The organism is Anabaena sp. FACHB-83 (assembly GCF_014697485.1).
Lineage (GTDB): Bacteria > Cyanobacteriota > Cyanobacteriia > Cyanobacteriales > Nostocaceae > Nostoc_B.
On the sequence record NZ_JACJRY010000018.1, the window covers coordinates 88,467 to 105,317 of the forward strand.

Below are 16,851 nucleotides of genomic sequence, written 5' to 3' on the forward strand. Positions count from 1 at the left end.
TTACTTGCGATTAAATGATGCAATTAACGTATTTTGAGCAACTAACATTTGATTAAGAGCTTCTAGCGCGGTTGTTTGGTAACGAACGTGAGCATCAATAAATAAACGAATAATTTGGGCGATTAAATCTCGGAGTTCTGCTTCTTGTTGTGTCGCGGGAAAGTCAGGAAATTGTCTACTAATAGTGGTATCCAAAGGATGGGTAACAGAAAAATGGTTTGCGCCTTCGAGGATCAGTAAATAACTATCATTTCTACCACCTGCGATCGCTTCTTGGAAAGTCCTGATTATAGGAGTTGTTGGTTGTTCCCAAGTTACGCCATAGTTATTGCTACTGTTCGCAATCACGCCATCGCAAGTTCCGCCAATCAAGAGTAACGGTAAGGAGTCTGGTAAGGATAAGATTGTCCCGGCTTTATACCCTAGTTGTACAGTTGCTGCTGTATGTACGCCATAACCAAAGGCGGCTACTACCTGTGAGCAAAATCCCGGATCTGCACTTTCAATTGCAACTCTACCACCAGCAGAATGTCCACCCAAAATGATTTTGTCTAAATCAAGCAAGCCAGCCAAAATCCCTTCCACTTGCAACCGTTCCAAGGTTTTCAGCAATGTGGGTAAAGCTGAAGCTGTCGCCCCTTGACCATAATTATCGGGAGCCAGCATACTCAAATCAACGCCGGGAGTCATCGCCACAAACCCAGGTATATTTTCCGCAATCCAGGAAAATGTCACAACTACCAGCCCAAACTCGGCTAATTTCACCGCCAACCATTGATACATTTCCGGGCCACAGTTAATTCCGTTGAACAAAATCACGACTGGAAACTTAGATGCTTGAGTTTCAGCCGGAACAAGACTTAAATTTTGTTCTGGTTCTGGGTAGAAAACCTTGAGGTGAATACTATTATATGGTGGCGAAATATTTTCAACTGTCGCAGCTTGGAAAAAGGCTCGAACTTTCATAACAAATCAGTAATGGAAAATTGACGCTGGCGATCAAGTTCTTGCAGTTTGATTTTTTCGTTATAAAATGCCTCATAATAAGCTCGGCATTTTTCCGGCTCTGCGTCTGGATCGGTTTGTTGCCATAATTCTAAAAAGTGACGATAACGTTTTTCTCGCAATACTCTTTCCATCCCAGCAGTTGCAGCTTGGACAACTTGCGGGGTGCGGAGTAGCTCTTTTTTACTCTTTTCATTTAAATGAAATAAATGTGAGATTAATTCGATTTCTTCACCTAATTCTAAATATCTATCTTGCAAGCTGGAGATTAAATCCTCTTTTGAGTGCTGGACACTGAGCGCAGTCGAAGTGTGAGTGCTGGGTGCTGCATACTGAGCGGAGTCGAAGTGTGAGTGCTGAGTATTAGATTCCTCTAATTCTAAAATTTGTCCCCACAAAAACCGATGATGAGACAAACTAAAATCTAGATTTCGTTCTTCCAGTTCGTTAATAATTACTTGTCGTTGTTCGGGACAGTGCAAATAAATTTGTAATAATAAAGCTTCGGCTCGTTCTAAAAGACTTTTATCTGTTTGTGGAACTGGTGCTTTTTTATTGCTACTCGATTCTCTTTTTGTAGTTGTCGGCTGAGAAAATTTAATTACATTCGGGGCGATTTGAGTCAGCAAATTTTCCACCCGTAAGGGGATTAATCTCGTATCACCCAAGCTGAGAATTTCCGCACAGTGCGAAACATAATAGTTGCGAGTATCGGTGTTAGCGATATTTTTGAGTAATTTGACTATTTGCTGAGTTACTTGTTGAAAATCGGTAGCTTGTTTTAAATCGCGGTCTTTGGTAATTTGTTGAATTTGCCAATCTAACCACAGTGGCGCATTTTGCAACAAGCTTTGATAATCTTCTGTGGTATGAGTATGCAAATATTCATCAGCATCTTTACCATCGGGAATATTGAGAATTTTGAGTTGGACTTCACCTTTGTAGGCTAAATCTGCAATTTCGCCGATCGCTCTTTCTGCGGCGTTAGTCCCGGCTTTATCAGCATCAAAGTTGAGAACTAACTGTTTCGAGTCGGTGTAACGTAACATTAACCGGACTTGTTCTAAACTCAAGGCTGTACCCAAAGAAGCCACAGCATTGTTAATCCCCGCCGCATGAAGGGCGATCGCATCAAAATACCCTTCTACTACCACAGCTTGGTCAACTTGAGCAATTCCGGTTTTGGCTAAATCTATGGCGAATAAAGTTTTACCTTTATTAAATAGTTCGGTTTCTGGGGAATTGAGATATTTGGGCTGTTCATCCGTCAATGTGCGTCCGCCAAACGCAATCACCCGCCCTTGAATATCGCGGATGGGAATCATCAAGCGATCGCGGAACACATCATAATAACCGCCCCCTTCTTTGCGCGGCTTAATCAATCCTGCCTTTTCTACCAACTGCACAGGATAATGTTTATTTTCCACCAAATATCTATACAGCGTTTCCCAACCAGCAGGGGCGTAACCCAAACCAAACTGCTGAATAGTTGCTTCCTTTAATTTGCGGTTCTCCAGTAAATACTGTAAAGCCTTTTGCGCCTGGGTTTGACGCAGGGCGTGTTGATAAAAATTGGCTGTGGCTGCGAGAACTTCATATAACTGTTCGCGCAACGATAATTGACGCTGTAATTCTTGTCTTTGTTCAGGTTCTAGAGTTTGGACATTTACTTGATAGCGCCGCGCCAAATCCAGCACCACTTCCGTAAACGACTGCTTACCCAAATCCATCAAAAACTTAATTGCATTTCCCCCAGCATTGCAGCCAAAGCAATAATACATTTGCTTAGTTTGACTGACTGTAAAGCTAGGACTCTTCTCGCTATGGAAGGGACACAAACCGATAAAATCTTTACCACGCTTGCGTAAAACTACGTGTTCTGATACCACATCCACAATATCAGCACGTTGTTTAATTTCCTCAATTGTGTCTGGGTGCAAGCGGGGAATGTACATATTAGTCCTTGGTTATTGGTCATTGGTCATTGCCAAGGACAAAGGACAAATGACTAATGACAAAATACTTCTGATAGCTATTATATTCTTGTTGCTAGACGAAGAATTATGTATATAGCAGTTCTTACTTGCTTGTAATACAGTTGGAACCCCACCCCGCATTTGCTGACGCAAACGCTCCCCTCCCCGCAAGCGGGGAGGGGTTGGGGGTGGGGTTGAAATGTACCTCATCCAACCGAGAACCGCTATAGAATTGCTTACGCTTAACTTTTTAAGAGGAAATACTGAAGATGGGGCGTATTTTTATTTCGGCGGCGCACGGAGGCAAAGAAGCAGGAGGAATCGATCCAGGTTCAATTGCTGGGGGAACTACAGAAGCCAGAGAAATGATTCTGCTGCGGGATTTAATTGTTACAGAACTACGGGCGCGGACATTTGAAGTTTTGGCTGTTCCTGATGATTTAAGCGCCGCCGACACCATCACTTGGATTAATTCTCGTGGTCGTCGGGGAGATGTCGCCCTGGAAATTCATGCTGATTCCGCCAGTAGCCCAACGGTGCGTGGGGCTAGTGTATTTTATATTGCCAGTAATAATGAGCGTAAAAGTAATGGTGAACTGCTGTTAGTGGGTTTGTTACGCCGTGTTCCCCAATTACCGAATCGGGGAGTGAAACCAGATAGCGATAGTGGTTTGGGACGTTTAGCCTTTTGTCGTCAAACAACACTGCCTTCATTATTAATGCAGGTGGGATTTCTCAGTAGCCCTGATGACCGCGCCTTGCTGCAAAACCGTCGCCGTGATTTTGCTTTGGGTATTGCTGATGGTTTGGCTTCTTGGAGTCGTGTTGTTGACCCTACACCCGGAACTCCCACCGAACAAACTTATCCATCGATTAATATCAACATCAATGGGCAGAGTTATTCAGAACAAGGAATATTAGTGAATGGTAATGCTTATATTCCCATTGATTTAGTAGACCGCTTGCGAATTGACTTAACAACAGCCGCCAATGTCAACCGAATTACCTATCGCCGAGTTGTCTATGTCAAAGCTGTGGAACTGCGGGATTTTAATATTTCTGTCAACTGGGACAGTACAACCCGCACTGTTAACCTGCGTTCGATTTTAGTGATCTGCAAAGGTCAGATGGATCAAATTATCTCCCGTGGTAATACTTCCGAAGTGCAGCTACAACTCTTTCTGCGAAATAATAATGAAAATGCTTTAGCCAAGTTTCCTGATATTCCCAAACTCTATCGAGAAGAAGCCTCAATTGAAGGGGTAAATTACGATATCGCCTTTTGCCAAATGTGTGTTGAAACTGGTTTTTTACGCTTTGGTGGTGATATTCGACCAGAACAAAACAACTTTGCTGGACTGGGGAGTATTGGCGGTGGTTCTGATGCGGCGGCGTTTGATAGTGCCAGAATTGGAGTTAGGGCGCATATTCAACATTTAAAAGCTTACGCCAGTTTAGAACCGTTAGTAAATGAAGTGGTTGACCCTAGATTTCGCTTTGTCACCAGAGGAATTGCACCTTTAGTTAGTCAACTTTCTGGTCGTTGGTCAGCAGATTTAGATTATGGGGCTAAAATTACGGCAATGGTGCAGAGATTATACGAGTCAGCCGGATTCATGTAATTGTGAACTATCTCCTACCTCGGCGCTACAATAGCGATCGCGTCCCTGTTTTTTGGCATTGTACAGTGCTAGATCAGCCAAGGCGATGAATGTATCTGGCTTGAAGTCTAACGTGGGAATAACAGAAGTAATACCCAAACTCACAGTGATGATATTCTTGACACTAGATTTCTCATGAGGAATCGCCAGTTCATGAATTGCTTCCTGAATTCTTTGCGCTACAGTTATCGCTCCTACTAAATTAGTATTAGGTAGTAATACTAAAAATTCTTCTCCACCGTAACGCGCCACAAGATCAGCAGGACGATAAAGAATATGTTGAACTGTTTGTGCTACTTTGATTAGACAATTATCACCTGCAAGATGACCATAACAATCGTTATAAAGTTTGAATTGATCAACATCAAATAAAATTAGTGCAAGAGGTTGTTGTTCGCGTGCGAGGCGGTGACATTCTGCTTGTAGTTGTATATTTAAACAGCGTCGGTTAGCTACTTGAGTCAAACCATCAAGATTAATCAGTTTTTCTAATTTCTGATTTGCATCTTCCGCTTTTTCTTTCGCAATGACTAACTCGGCTGTTCTTTCTTGGACTCGTTGTTCTAAAGTTGTCAAAGATGTTTGTAACTGAAGTGCCATATTATTAAAAGATGTCGCCAATTGACCGATTTCATCTTGAGAGTTAATTTTGGCGCGGATATCTAAGTTACCTGCGGTAAACTGAGCAACAATTTTGGTAAGATAAATGATTGGCTTTGTGAGCAGTTGACTAATCACAATAGCAATGATTGTTACTACTGAAGCAATCAAAGCAAACAGCAACATAGCATCAGTAATTTGCTTGTCTACAGGTGCTAGGGCAATTGCTAGGGGGCGAATAAATAATACCGACCAAGGTTCATATTTTAAATGAGCGATCGCAATCAAATTTACCTGATTGGCTGTTGTTGATAAAGATGTAATTAAATATGATTGTTGATTATCTAATGCTTGCTTGAGTTGCCATTCATTAGTTGCTAATTGTTCCACAGGAGCATTAGGCAACAGACTTTTTTTTTGGAGTTGTGTTACTACTTCCAAAGGCAGAGGTACAATTGATTTAAATAGTAGTTCTGGTGCTGTACTATGTGCTAAATAAATATGATTTTCATCTAACAAAATCGCAAAGGCTTTAGCCCCAGCCCGTTCAGTTTCTCTGGTGACTAACTGCTGTACCACAGTTGCATTGTAAGCAACCCGCAATACCCCCAATATTTTACCCTTGGCATTGCGGACTGGACTACTAAAAACCAGGGTAACAAGGTCAGGAATTTGTGGCGATCGCTTCATGCTAGAAACAAAAGATAAGCCAGTATGCAATGGTTGTTGAAAATAATCTGCGGCTGATTCATCTTTACCAATATTCGATGTGTGGGTATCTAAAACATTTTTCCCGTTTAAATCCAGCAAAGAATACGAGAGAATATTCAGCATATCTTTGCGACTGAGGCGACTTAAAGTTTCTGTCGCCAATTGCATTTCCTGGCTATTATTTCGTTGTTTTGGAGTTAAGCTCAGGTAACGTGACAACCCTGGTAAAATTGCCTCTACCCGCACCGCATTCAAATTAGCATCAATAAAAGCATCGATTCTATTTGCTGTTTCCTTAGCCGCCGCAGATAAAGCCTGTTTTGCATTTTCAGTCAGTGCTGTTTCTGTGGTTTGTTTGTTAATACAAGACAGTAACAGCAAGGGAATTAAAGCTACAATTAGAAATGAAGCAATTAACTTACTCCGAATACCGCCCAAAAATGTTCGCTGCATAGCTTTAAATTATGAGGGAGGGTTCACAAAGGTAGAATTGAACAAACCTTTTAACTCTGGAAGGCGGGTGACATTTCCAGCACGAATGAAAAAGTCTGCATATATCTTGGCAGTTTTGTAGATAGAATGAGGGTTACTAGATTGAAAAAATTGGCGATTATCGGCTAAATTAGTGAGTTTGATGCCCTCTAGAGACAGGGTATGAATGGGAATATTTAAAGCCTTGCTGATGATGGTGTTTCCTTCCTGAAGATGGTCTTTCCAATAGCTTGAGGCTTGCAGCCAAGCCCGCACAAATCCACGAATATCTTCAGGGCGATCGCGGATGATATCTTTACGAAAGATAATCATATCTAAAATCAAGCCAGGGGTTTCTTTACTAGTAAATAAAATATGTCCCCCTAATTTCACAGCTTCTGTCAGATGAGGTTGCCAAGTATGTCCGGCTTGAATCACATTATTTTTCAGACGTTGAGGAATATCTAAAGCTTCTGATTGTACGAAGCTGATATCATCGCTAGTTAAGTTGGCACTTTTTAACATTTCCGTCACAAACACTTCACTAAAACCGCCGAGATTTGCCCCTAACTTTTTCCCTTTCAAATCAGCAATGGTTTTAATTTGTGATTTGGCAACTACCACATCTGCACCTGTTGATTCATCGATCACAATCACTCCTTGAATATCAGGATTTGTGGCACTCAAAATCATGAAACTTCCTAATGATAATGAAATTCCATCATATTTACCAGCACTGAAATTTGCTTGTTCTAATTTTGCATATCTTTTATAAATTAGTTCTACATCTACCCCTTGGGCTTGAAAAAATCCCTTTTCTTGAGCAATTATTCCAGGATACTCCCCGACAAACGAGCCAAATTGCACTTTCAAAGGCGGACGTTGCAATTTTGTTGGCGCTGAACTATGACAAGCCAACAGCAAACAAGCTGTAATCAGAAAAAGACTTACGTGTCTTAGTAGTTTAAACATCAAATTTGGAACTGCGTCCAGAAATCATCGCTATTACTAGTCAGGACTGACGCACAAAGATTATCTGTGAAGATTGGGTGTAAGGGTGAAACCTGGATTTCTCACAAGAGAGAAATCCAGGGGTGTGGGGAGTGTGGGAGGATGGTGAAAAAATCTTTCCCCCCACACTCCCCTCTCTCTCCACACCCGCTACCTATACGTGAGAAATTCGGGTGAAAGGGTTTGGGGTGTAAGGATTTTGAATAAGTACACTCCTATACCCCTGAACCCCTACACCCTTGATTTTTCATTTTGATGCGTAAGTCCTAACTGTGATTTTCATATAGCAACCTACCGATTACATGAATGGGGGAAGAATACCCAGTTGTTGCATCAAAGCCATAATATCTGCCTGTCCCCAATGTTCTAGCACTTTGCCGTCAACAATCTGGTCTATGTGCATCACGGCAAATTTCACTGGCTGACCTGTGGGCGGAAAACCCAGTAATTCTCCTGTATGAGTACCGCTAAATGTCCCACGGGTAACGACTTTATCATTCTCCACAATCACATCTGCAAATGTATGCTTCCCATCAGGAAAAGCATTCCGCATCATCAACCCATACTCGATAAAACCATTTAAATCGAGAGGTTCCGATGTGCCTGTTGTATGGGCGATGAAATTTGCGGCGATAATTTTTTTGGCTTGTTCAACACTGCCATTGTCAAAGGCTTGGTAAAATTCCAGGGCGATGGCCTTGTTTTGTGCGGTAGACATGGTTAGATAGTGACAGGATATTAAGCATTTAAATACCTTGATATTTAACCATCGTCAAGAAAGAAAACAAAGGATATGGGCGGAGGAGAGAACCTGACAGGGGTAGAATTTTTACGTTCTGACCCAAAAACATTGATTTAGGGTGTAGGGGTGTACTTCTCTGCGAGACGCTCCGCGAACGGCTGCGCCCTTCGGCCAAGCTCAGTAACCAGGGTGTGAGAGGGATGAAACTCTGATTAAATCGTGATTTTTAGAGTTGCTACTCATCACTCTGTTAAAAACCTACTAGTGTACCAACCCAAAATTGCTACGTGGAGGTAAGCAAGGGAGCAAGGGAGCAGGGGAGCAGGGGAGAAACTTGCAGTAAGTCTTTCCCCCCTGCCCCTCTGCCCCTCTGCTCCTCTGCTGACCACAACGCAAAGTTTCCTTGGCAGACTACTACACCTGTGAGGAGGAGAGAACCCCATACCGAAAGTAGGGTTTATTTATTAGCTGCTGTTGTGGGGTGGAGGGGAATTAACGGCTGTTGGGAAATCGCTTCTAACCCGACCGATCGCAAAATATCATCCCAATCTCGAACTAAAGTTAAATCATTGGGACGGGCAGCACGTAAATCAGCCAAGGTTTTTAGGGTATCATGCCAAAAACCATTTTCTGCATAGATGATGACACGTTGTTTAGGTGTTGCTGTTTGTAATTTACTTGCTACAGTTGGGGGTACTTCGATGCGTTCAATCCAGCCACTAGCGGTTGGATCGCCACTGCGATCGCCGTTGGTAGCATCACACAGTAAAGACAAGCGCCATCGATATTTCTTCCCGATTTCTAACCCTGCAAAATCAGATGGTAAGGTGTAGCTCATAATTCCCCTGCTGGTTGTAATTGGCAGAGTTTTGTCAAGTAATTCTTCTCCAGTTTCATCCCGGAGTAAAAATCCTGCTTGCTGTGCAGAGGTTTGGGGTACATTGACAAAAAACGTCGGGCGATCGCTCACTGTTAATTCTACGGGAATTTGATTAGCGGCACTTTTGGGCGGTTTGGGTGGTAAAACTCCACTAATATCTTGCGGGCTGCATTTTCCTCTGGCTGCACCTGCTTCTAAATTGCGCGAACCCCGGATTCCTGGCACTTTAAATCTTAATAGAGAACGGCGACGCGGAAATAATCTGGGTGTGGAACGCGGAACACCGAATTGAGCAATGCTATTGGTAGGTGCGGCAATTGTGGGGATTGTCCCCAGCAGCAAATCGGGAATGAGAGTTAAGCCTAATGTAATTAATAGTAAGTTTTTGTTGAGCATATTTTTTACAATATGTATGTTTTTATGAATGACTATTTACGAATATTTAAAGTTTCAGTTTGTGAATCTTTTCTGCTTAAATTTAGTTAATTTTGGCTTAAAATAGCCTCAGTGAAAACACTATAGCATTTCTCAATTATTCTTAAACTCAACAGATAGCCCAATTATTTTATGACTTATGCAATAACTCTCTAAAACTCTTATAACTTTGTGTCCTTTGCGTCCTTTGCGGTTCGTTTTTTCCTACTTTTGCGTAAGTCCTGGATTCGAGAAATCAGGGTGGCTACATCTATTGTTTTTTCAAACCAATTTCATTGAGAAATATTAAATAGCTAATGACAGAGTGAAGCAAAACAGGTAATTTGGACGCATATTCGCAAAATATTAATTACAGCAAACAATTATTACATCGAAATTTCTTGGGGAAACGAGCTATTTTTTAACATTTACACTTTAGCTAATCCAGAAAGAGGTAAGGCCAATGGTCGGTCAAAATTCCCAACAGCGTAATTTCCGTCAAACAGTAGTCACCATTGGCGGAACAGTTGTTCTCACCAGTGTAGCGATCGCGGGATTAATTTTGGGATTGCGAGAATTGGGAAGTTTGCAGGGGATGGAGTTAGCTGCATTTGATTGGTTAATGCGATCGCGTCCCGATGAAGGAATAGACAATCGCTTTTTAATCGTGGGTGTGGATGATAACGATATTCAAACCCGCAAAGAATATCCCATTGAAGACGGCACAATGGCGCAGTTATTAACGAAACTCGCAGAACATGAACCGCGCGTCATTGGCATAGATATTTTGCGGGATGTGAAACAAGGTGCAGCCGCAGGTCGGGCAGATTTAATGCAAATCTTAGCAGAAAACGATAATATAGCGGCTGTTTGCGTTCTGAGTAAAGCTGATTCTCCCGGTATCGCCGCCGCACCTGGGATTCCTGAAGATAGAGTCGGGGTGGCGGACTTCCCTGTAGATGCTGGTGGTACAGTCCGCCAAGGGATGATGATTTCCGTTCCTAAAGCTTCCAAACTGCCCAAACCCAGCGAACATATCTGCAATATCGATGATCCTGAAAATCAACTACCATCGCTGAGTTTTCAAATGGTGGTGCGTTACCTCACCGCCCAGGGAATTGAACCACAACAAACCAAATCTGGTGAATTACAGTTTAATTCTACCGTTCTCAAACGCCTAACACCAAAAGCTGGCGGCTATCACAACATTGATACATCAGATTACCAAATACTACTAAAATATCGTTCTGCCAAAAACGCCGTCAAGCAAGTTTCCCTTACTGATGTTTTAGCAGATAAAGTTGACCCAGCCTTAATTAAAGACAAAATTGTGATGATTGGCTATACTGCCCAAATTGTCAAAGATACCTTTTACACACCTTATAGCGCGGGTGCAGCCGATAGCCAAAAAATGCCAGGGGTAGTAGTCCACGCCCAAAATGCTAGTCAAATATTAAGTGCAGTTTTAGATAAACGACCTTTATTTTGGTATTGGAATGAATGGCAAGAAGGGTTGTGGATCTTTGCTTGGTCATTAGTTGGGGGATTTTTAGCTTGGCAAATTCGCAAACCTTGGCTGTTGATATTGGGTGGTGGTGTAGCGATCGCTATATTATTAGGTAGTACTTATATCATCTTTCTCCAAGCTGGTTGGATACCTTTAGTACCACCAGTTTTAGGTTTGTTAGGCAGTGCTGTTGCTGTGGTTTTAATAGACAGATATGCCGCCACAATTGTGAAAACAGTCAAAGGCTTTCTCAAAATTAATATTGACATTGACCAAGACAAAAAAAATCAAGAAGTAGCAGCAATTACCGAAAGTGACTACTTTTTAGAACTACAACAAAAAGCTAAAGATTTGCGGGGGCGAGATAATTCCGAAGACTTACAACCTACAATCTCACCTGTTGTAAATAACATAGATACTAATCATCTGTTACCAGACACAATCATTTCTCAACCTACTAATTCTGCACCTACAGAAATAGATTATCTCCAGCAAGTCCGCGACAGACGCAACCAAATTAATTCCCAAGAAACCTTACTCCCTCAAAATCCAAGCAATAACTTAGAAATCACCACCACACCAACCACAATTGAAGAACCAGACGAACTAGAATATCTAGCAGATTTACAACGTCGTAGTAAAAAATTGAAAGAAAACAAATAATCATCATGAATTACCCAGAACCTAACCAATCATCTCCCCAAAATAGTCAATTAGATATCCTCGATTTACCAGACGAACAACGACAACTAATAAATTGGATAACTCGCCAGCAAAAAGTTACTTTAGCAGAAGTAGTAAGCCATTTGGAAACTACAGAAGAATTGGCACAACAGCAACTAAAAACTTTAGTTACCCAAAGATTTATTCAAGAAATAGATGATAGTGGATTAATCTACTATCAACCCTACTTTGGTGAAAAAAAGAAAAGTAAACTCAGTCAAAATATTTGGGATAAACTCTAAATCTATGTAAAAATTCTGACAACTATAGCCATCCTAAATGATTTCTCAACATAGAATCCAGGAGTAAGTGTAGTAACGTGACCAGACTAAAATGTTGCATTAAAAAATTGATTTCATCCGCGTAGACTGCGGCAAGCCGCTTGCACGTCTACATCTGCGGTTAATTTTTCCAATCTAATGCACTATTTTAGTCTAGATATTCCACTACGTACTAATTGATTCTGACTTCTGAATTTTTTCTTCTTCAAAAATATTTCTCTCCCTTGTCTACCTTGTCCTCCTTGTCTCCCTTGTCTCTGTTATTCACATATCAACTAGGACTGCTATATATTACTCTGCTGTCTCTGTGGTTCGCCTACAAAAATCAATTTCATCATGTCAAAAATTGTATCTATCCATTCCTTTCGCGGCGGTACAGGTAAATCAAACTCTACCGCTAACCTAGCCGGAATTGTTGCACGTTATGGTTATCGGGTTGGCATTGTTGATACAGATATTCAATCGCCAGGGATTCATGTTTTGTTTGGTTTTGATGAACAGAAAATGAAATATGCCTTGAATGATTATCTTTGGGGACGCTGTAATATTGAAGAAGCGGCATACGATGTTAGCTCAATTTTAGGGCAAACAGCCAACAAAAAAGGACGAATTTATCTTATTCCTTCTAGTATTAAAGCCAGAGATATTACCAAAGTTTTACGGGAAGGATTTGATTTTAATTTACTTAACGAAGGCTTTCAAAAATTACTAACTGCGTTACAACTAGATTTCCTCTTCATTGATACTCACCCAGGACTCAACGAAGAAACCTTACTTTCAATTGCGATTTCTGATATTTTAGTTTTAATTTTGCGTCCTGATCGCCAAGATTTTCAAGGTACAGCCGTCACCGTAGAAGTAGCCCGCAAACTGGAAGTACCAAATATGTTGTTATTAATTAATAAAGCACTTCCAGCTTTAGATTTTGATGCCCTCAAACAACAAGTTGAAAAAATTTACAATGCACCGGTAGCCGGAATTTTACCCCTAGCGGAAGAATTAATTCAACTAGCCAGTAGCGATTTATTTTGCTTACGTCATCCAGAACATCCCTTGAGTCAAGTTATGGATAAAGTCGCACGGATGATTATGCAATAAATGGAATGGGTGGGAAGTGTGGGAGGGGTGGGAAGTGTGGGAAGTGTGAAAGGTGTGGGAAGTGTGAAAGGTGTGGGAGGTGTGGGAGGTGTGAAAGGTGTGAAAGGTGTGGGAGGTGTGACAAGTGTGTGAGGATAGTGAAGAAATCTTTCCCCCCTCTCTCCCCACACTCCCCACTCCCCACTCCCTACTCCCTACTCCCCACTCCCCATATCATTACCAAGGATTTCCAATCATTGTAAAAGCCGCCCAAAAATAGGGATGCGTCAACTTTTTATCACCCAATTCTAGTAAAACTGGTGGTAAAGGAACATCACCCCGCGCAGTCCGCAACCTACCCATTTCTATTCGCACTTGCCCTTTCAGCATAGCAACTTGCGCTCTTCGCAGGGCTTCGGCTTTGATAGGCGCTTGTTTCAACTTCTCATAAAATTGGGTCATTAATCCCAGTGTTCCTTCATCGGAAACATACCATAAACTCGCCAACGCCGACTTTGTACCAGCTTGCACCGCAAAGCCAGCAAAACCTAATTCTGCATCTTCATTACCCAAGGCTGTACGACAAGCACTCAACACCACCAATTCTACTGGTGGGTTATTCCAACCCAGTTGGCGAATCTGATCCATTTTTAATTGGGTATCCCACAATTGAATATAAGAGTTACTCGGCGCACCGGAATTAAATTCGCCGTGAGTTGCTAGGTGAACAATTCCAAAGGCTTTTTGCTGTCGTTGAGTTTTCAGATTTGTTAAGGTGAAAGCTTCGTTTAAAAAGGCTTTACCAGGCCACAGTTTTTGCGTGATAGTAGTTAACTCTGAAGGTACAGATGGTAATGGGTCTTGATTCATAAACTGAGATGCACCCATCCCTAAAACTTCGGCTGTTTTAATATCAACGTATGTGGTATCTGTCAGGCTCAAACTTGGCATTAAGCCAACACTATAGTTTTCTATAAGATACTGTTGACCATCATAAAGTGCCGCTATGGGCATAGTTCGCAAGCCTGCATCCACAATAAACACTAAATTATTAATTTGCCGTGCTTGTAGGGTAGGTGTTAGGGGTGTAATGAGCCAGTTATATAGTCGTTGTGCTGGAGTAAGATAGTTGTTTGACAAACTTGGTTGGGTAATATTGTTGGTAAACTGTTTACTTACAGCTAAAACTTGCGATCGCGTCACATCAATTACTTTCCGAATCGGCTCACCTTTACTCGTCACTACAACTAACTCTAAAATATCATCGGCTTGAGGCGTGAGTTTTTGTTCTGGTAAAACACTCCGCTTGAGTGTTTTCGGCACAAACGAAATGTAAATCAATGCAGGTTTTACACCTGTAGCATTTTCAATATTGACTAAACTTTCACTAGCTTCTTTAATACCTTTAATTGGTGGTGTACCTGTACCTAAATATTGGGCAAACTGGTTAGTAAATCTAGCATCAATTTTAGATATCTCTTTATCTACATCTACATTTAGCAAAGACTGATCTTTTTCTAAAATTGGAATACTAGCCGTTTTCTTTTCTTCTGTCTCCGAATCAACTACATTAGTTAGGTCTATATTTAGCGGATTATTTGTTTCGGGATTAAAAGAATTATCCGTATCTACAGGAGGAGGATTATTTGTTCTAGGGTTAGGCGAGGGATTATCTGTTACAGGAGGCTCAGTAATAGGCGGAGGGATAATTATTGGTTGTCGCGTGATATTAACATTGATTGATTGTGGTGCAGATTCAGAAACACCATCACTTGCTTTAATTGTAAAAGCTTGTACTCGACCAACAGAACCCCTTTGTGGTGTATAAACTAAAACTGTATTGGGATTTAAAATAGTTTCTGGTGTAACGGGTGTTCCATCCTGCAAGTTTAAAAAACCAGATAATATCTTATCTACAATTATTTTGCTGACATCATTATTAACATCATTAGGATTAATATTTAATGAACCAAGGGTAAATGTAACAGGACGATTTTGGCGAGTATCTGGTAAATTATAATTACCTGTTAAAGTCGGTGGAGTATTAACAGAAATAATAGAAATTAAATCAGGTGTACCTTCTGCCATTCCGCCTAGTGGCAGTACAGGAAAAGTGTTAATTGGTGATGTCGGCGTAATTTGGGAATCGTTGCTATCTATGATGATGTTTGCAACAGTTGAAGTTTGATTAAAAAAACTAAGTTGACTGACATTAATAGCTGCTTTGGTGCCATTCAAGTTAGCATTACCTACCACAAATGGCACATTATTTACGCCGCCGTTATGTTGAATCGTGACAGAACCCGGTTGAGTAAATGCACTAGTCAAAATCGAATTCCCGGTAGGCTGATCATTATCAAGAATTTCTCCTACTACCCTGACAGTGCCATTGGCTAAAAGATTAACATTACCACCTTGAGCAAAGGGGGGTGTATCAGGCAAGACAATACCAGCTTGTGGAAGATTTGCATTGATAAACTCAATTTGCTCAACATCAATACTCATCGCACTTGTATTGATGCTGCCTACAGTAATGTTACCACCAGCAATTAAATTCACTGCACCTGCATTAGCAGTCCCCAAAATTAAAGCTGCGGAAGTATCAATATTATTAGTTGTAATATTACCGCCTGCTGTTAAATTAACTGCGCCTGCTGTAGCATTTTCAAAACGGCTGAAAGCTGAAGCATCAATATTATTAGTTGTAATATTACCTTCTGCTGTTATATTAACTGCGCCTGCTAAACCAGTAAATCTATCAGCAGTGATAATATTTTGAGTTACAACAACATCACCATTGCTCACAGTCAAACCAGAACCAGTTAACTTTACTTCACCATTATCTACAACTAAATTAGTGGCATTGCCACCACTACCACCAGTTAATAACGCCGCTAAATCATTCGATGGCAAATTATTATTAGTAGAATTTAGTGGTTGAATTTCCAAACTCAACGGATTTCCCGCCAAACTGACTTTGAGTAAACTACTTCCTGGTACAGCCGCAATTGTGACGTTACCCCCAGGGGCTGATAAACTGCCTGTACTTACCACTGTGCCACCAAATAAACTTAAATTATTACCATTTGGCACAGCTAAATTAGCTTGGTTGAAAATTGCACTAGCAACACTACTATCAAAGGCAAAACTATTGGGTGTACCAATAAGTTGACTGTAGTTATTTGTGCCAACAGCATTTAACCAGTTATTATTCCCAAAACCGAGACGAGTGGCTGTAGTGGCTGTAAAGGAGGCTGGTACATTTAAACTGGCATTTTGTCCAAAGATAATACCTGCGGGGTTGATTAAATATAAGTTGGAATTGCCACCACTGACGCGAATTACGCCGTTAATGATGGATGCGTCTCCACCTGTGACTCTGCCTAAAATGTTTTGGATGGATGGTTGGGATAAAAAGTTGGCTGTTTGGTTGGCATCGAGTCCAAATTTGCTGAAGCTATGAAAGAGGTTGGCTTTGTCGCTACTGAGGCTACCACCACTAATATTGATTTTGTCGCCTTGCGGGTCAACTGTTGTACCTGTGCCGTCGTTGGCGGGGATGATGTTTTGAGCTAAGACTGTTTTAGGTGTTAGATATAATCCTAAAATGATGCTAGTAACGGTTAGTATTGTGGCTTTATCTAAAGCTAGTTGAAAAGCAGGCTGATGTTGTTGAAAAAATCTTGAAAATTTGATTGTATTTTTATTAAATCTACTTTTCAAAAAAAAACTGATAGCATATTTATTTTGAGTAATAACTCGATGTAAGTTTCTAGTTTTATGATTTAAATT

General features: G+C 41.0%; 12 protein-coding genes. 5 read left to right on the forward strand and 7 right to left on the reverse strand.

Annotated features, from left to right (window positions below; genetic code table 11):
* Positions 1 to 966 carry a dienelactone hydrolase gene (locus H6G79_RS20975; protein WP_190591311.1) on the reverse strand — a complete coding sequence of 322 codons (966 nt, stop codon included), beginning with the start codon at positions 964 to 966 and terminating at the stop codon, positions 1 to 3.
* Positions 963 to 2,960, reverse strand: coding sequence for a DNA primase (gene dnaG, locus H6G79_RS20980; protein ID WP_190591312.1), 1,998 nt, complete (start codon positions 2,958 to 2,960; stop codon positions 963 to 965). Before dnaG ends, H6G79_RS20975 begins: the two co-directional genes overlap by 4 nt.
* A 290-nt stretch (positions 2,961 to 3,250) precedes the next feature.
* Here dnaG and H6G79_RS20985 point away from each other — a divergent pair, with 290 nt between their 5' ends.
* The gene (locus tag H6G79_RS20985; RefSeq protein WP_190593280.1) at positions 3,251 to 4,603 is read left to right on the forward strand and encodes an N-acetylmuramoyl-L-alanine amidase; all 1,353 of its coding nucleotides are present in this window, start codon (positions 3,251 to 3,253) and stop codon (positions 4,601 to 4,603) included.
* Here the strand turns inward: H6G79_RS20985 and H6G79_RS20990 are convergent.
* The 4 genes from H6G79_RS20990 to H6G79_RS21005 form a co-directional block, all read right to left on the reverse strand.
* Complete coding sequence (locus H6G79_RS20990) at positions 4,586 to 6,406, reverse strand: sensor domain-containing diguanylate cyclase (protein WP_190593279.1); 1,821 nt, start codon at positions 6,404 to 6,406, stop codon at positions 4,586 to 4,588. The two genes, H6G79_RS20985 and H6G79_RS20990, sit on opposite strands and share 18 nt — an antisense overlap.
* A 9-nt stretch (positions 6,407 to 6,415) precedes the next feature.
* Positions 6,416 to 7,396: an ABC transporter substrate-binding protein gene (locus tag H6G79_RS20995; RefSeq protein WP_190593278.1), complete on the reverse strand. Its 981-nt coding sequence runs from the start codon at positions 7,394 to 7,396 to the stop codon at positions 6,416 to 6,418.
* A 337-nt stretch (positions 7,397 to 7,733) separates the two neighbouring features.
* The gene (locus tag H6G79_RS21000; protein WP_190593277.1) at positions 7,734 to 8,153 is read right to left on the reverse strand and encodes an ester cyclase; all 420 of its coding nucleotides are present in this window, start codon (positions 8,151 to 8,153) and stop codon (positions 7,734 to 7,736) included.
* A 481-nt stretch (positions 8,154 to 8,634) separates the two neighbouring features.
* Entirely contained in the window at positions 8,635 to 9,453 is an 819-nt protein-coding gene (locus tag H6G79_RS21005) for a DUF928 domain-containing protein (protein ID WP_190593276.1), read from the reverse strand.
* A gap of 481 nt (positions 9,454 to 9,934) precedes the next feature.
* Here H6G79_RS21005 and H6G79_RS21010 point away from each other — a divergent pair, with 481 nt between their 5' ends.
* The 4 genes from H6G79_RS21010 to H6G79_RS37405 all read left to right on the forward strand — a co-directional run bounded on the left by H6G79_RS21010 (position 9,935) and on the right by H6G79_RS37405 (position 13,212).
* A complete protein-coding gene (locus tag H6G79_RS21010) occupies positions 9,935 to 11,641 on the forward strand; it encodes a CHASE2 domain-containing protein (RefSeq protein WP_190593275.1) in 1,707 nt (568 codons plus the stop codon).
* Positions 11,642 to 11,646: 5 nt separating this feature from the next.
* Complete coding sequence (locus H6G79_RS21015) at positions 11,647 to 11,943, forward strand: ArsR family transcriptional regulator (protein WP_190593274.1); 297 nt, start codon at positions 11,647 to 11,649, stop codon at positions 11,941 to 11,943.
* A 375-nt stretch (positions 11,944 to 12,318) separates the two neighbouring features.
* Entirely contained in the window at positions 12,319 to 13,080 is a 762-nt protein-coding gene (locus H6G79_RS21020) for a MinD/ParA family protein (protein WP_190593273.1), read from the forward strand.
* Positions 13,081 to 13,212, forward strand: coding sequence for a hypothetical protein (locus H6G79_RS37405; RefSeq protein WP_277877297.1), 132 nt, complete (start codon positions 13,081 to 13,083; stop codon positions 13,210 to 13,212).
* Between the two features lie 84 nt (positions 13,213 to 13,296).
* On the opposite strand, the gene H6G79_RS21025 is transcribed toward H6G79_RS37405, so the two are convergent.
* Entirely contained in the window at positions 13,297 to 16,782 is a 3,486-nt protein-coding gene (locus tag H6G79_RS21025) for a CHAT domain-containing protein (protein ID WP_242048486.1), read from the reverse strand.
* Between the last annotated feature and the right edge of the window lie 69 nt (positions 16,783 to 16,851).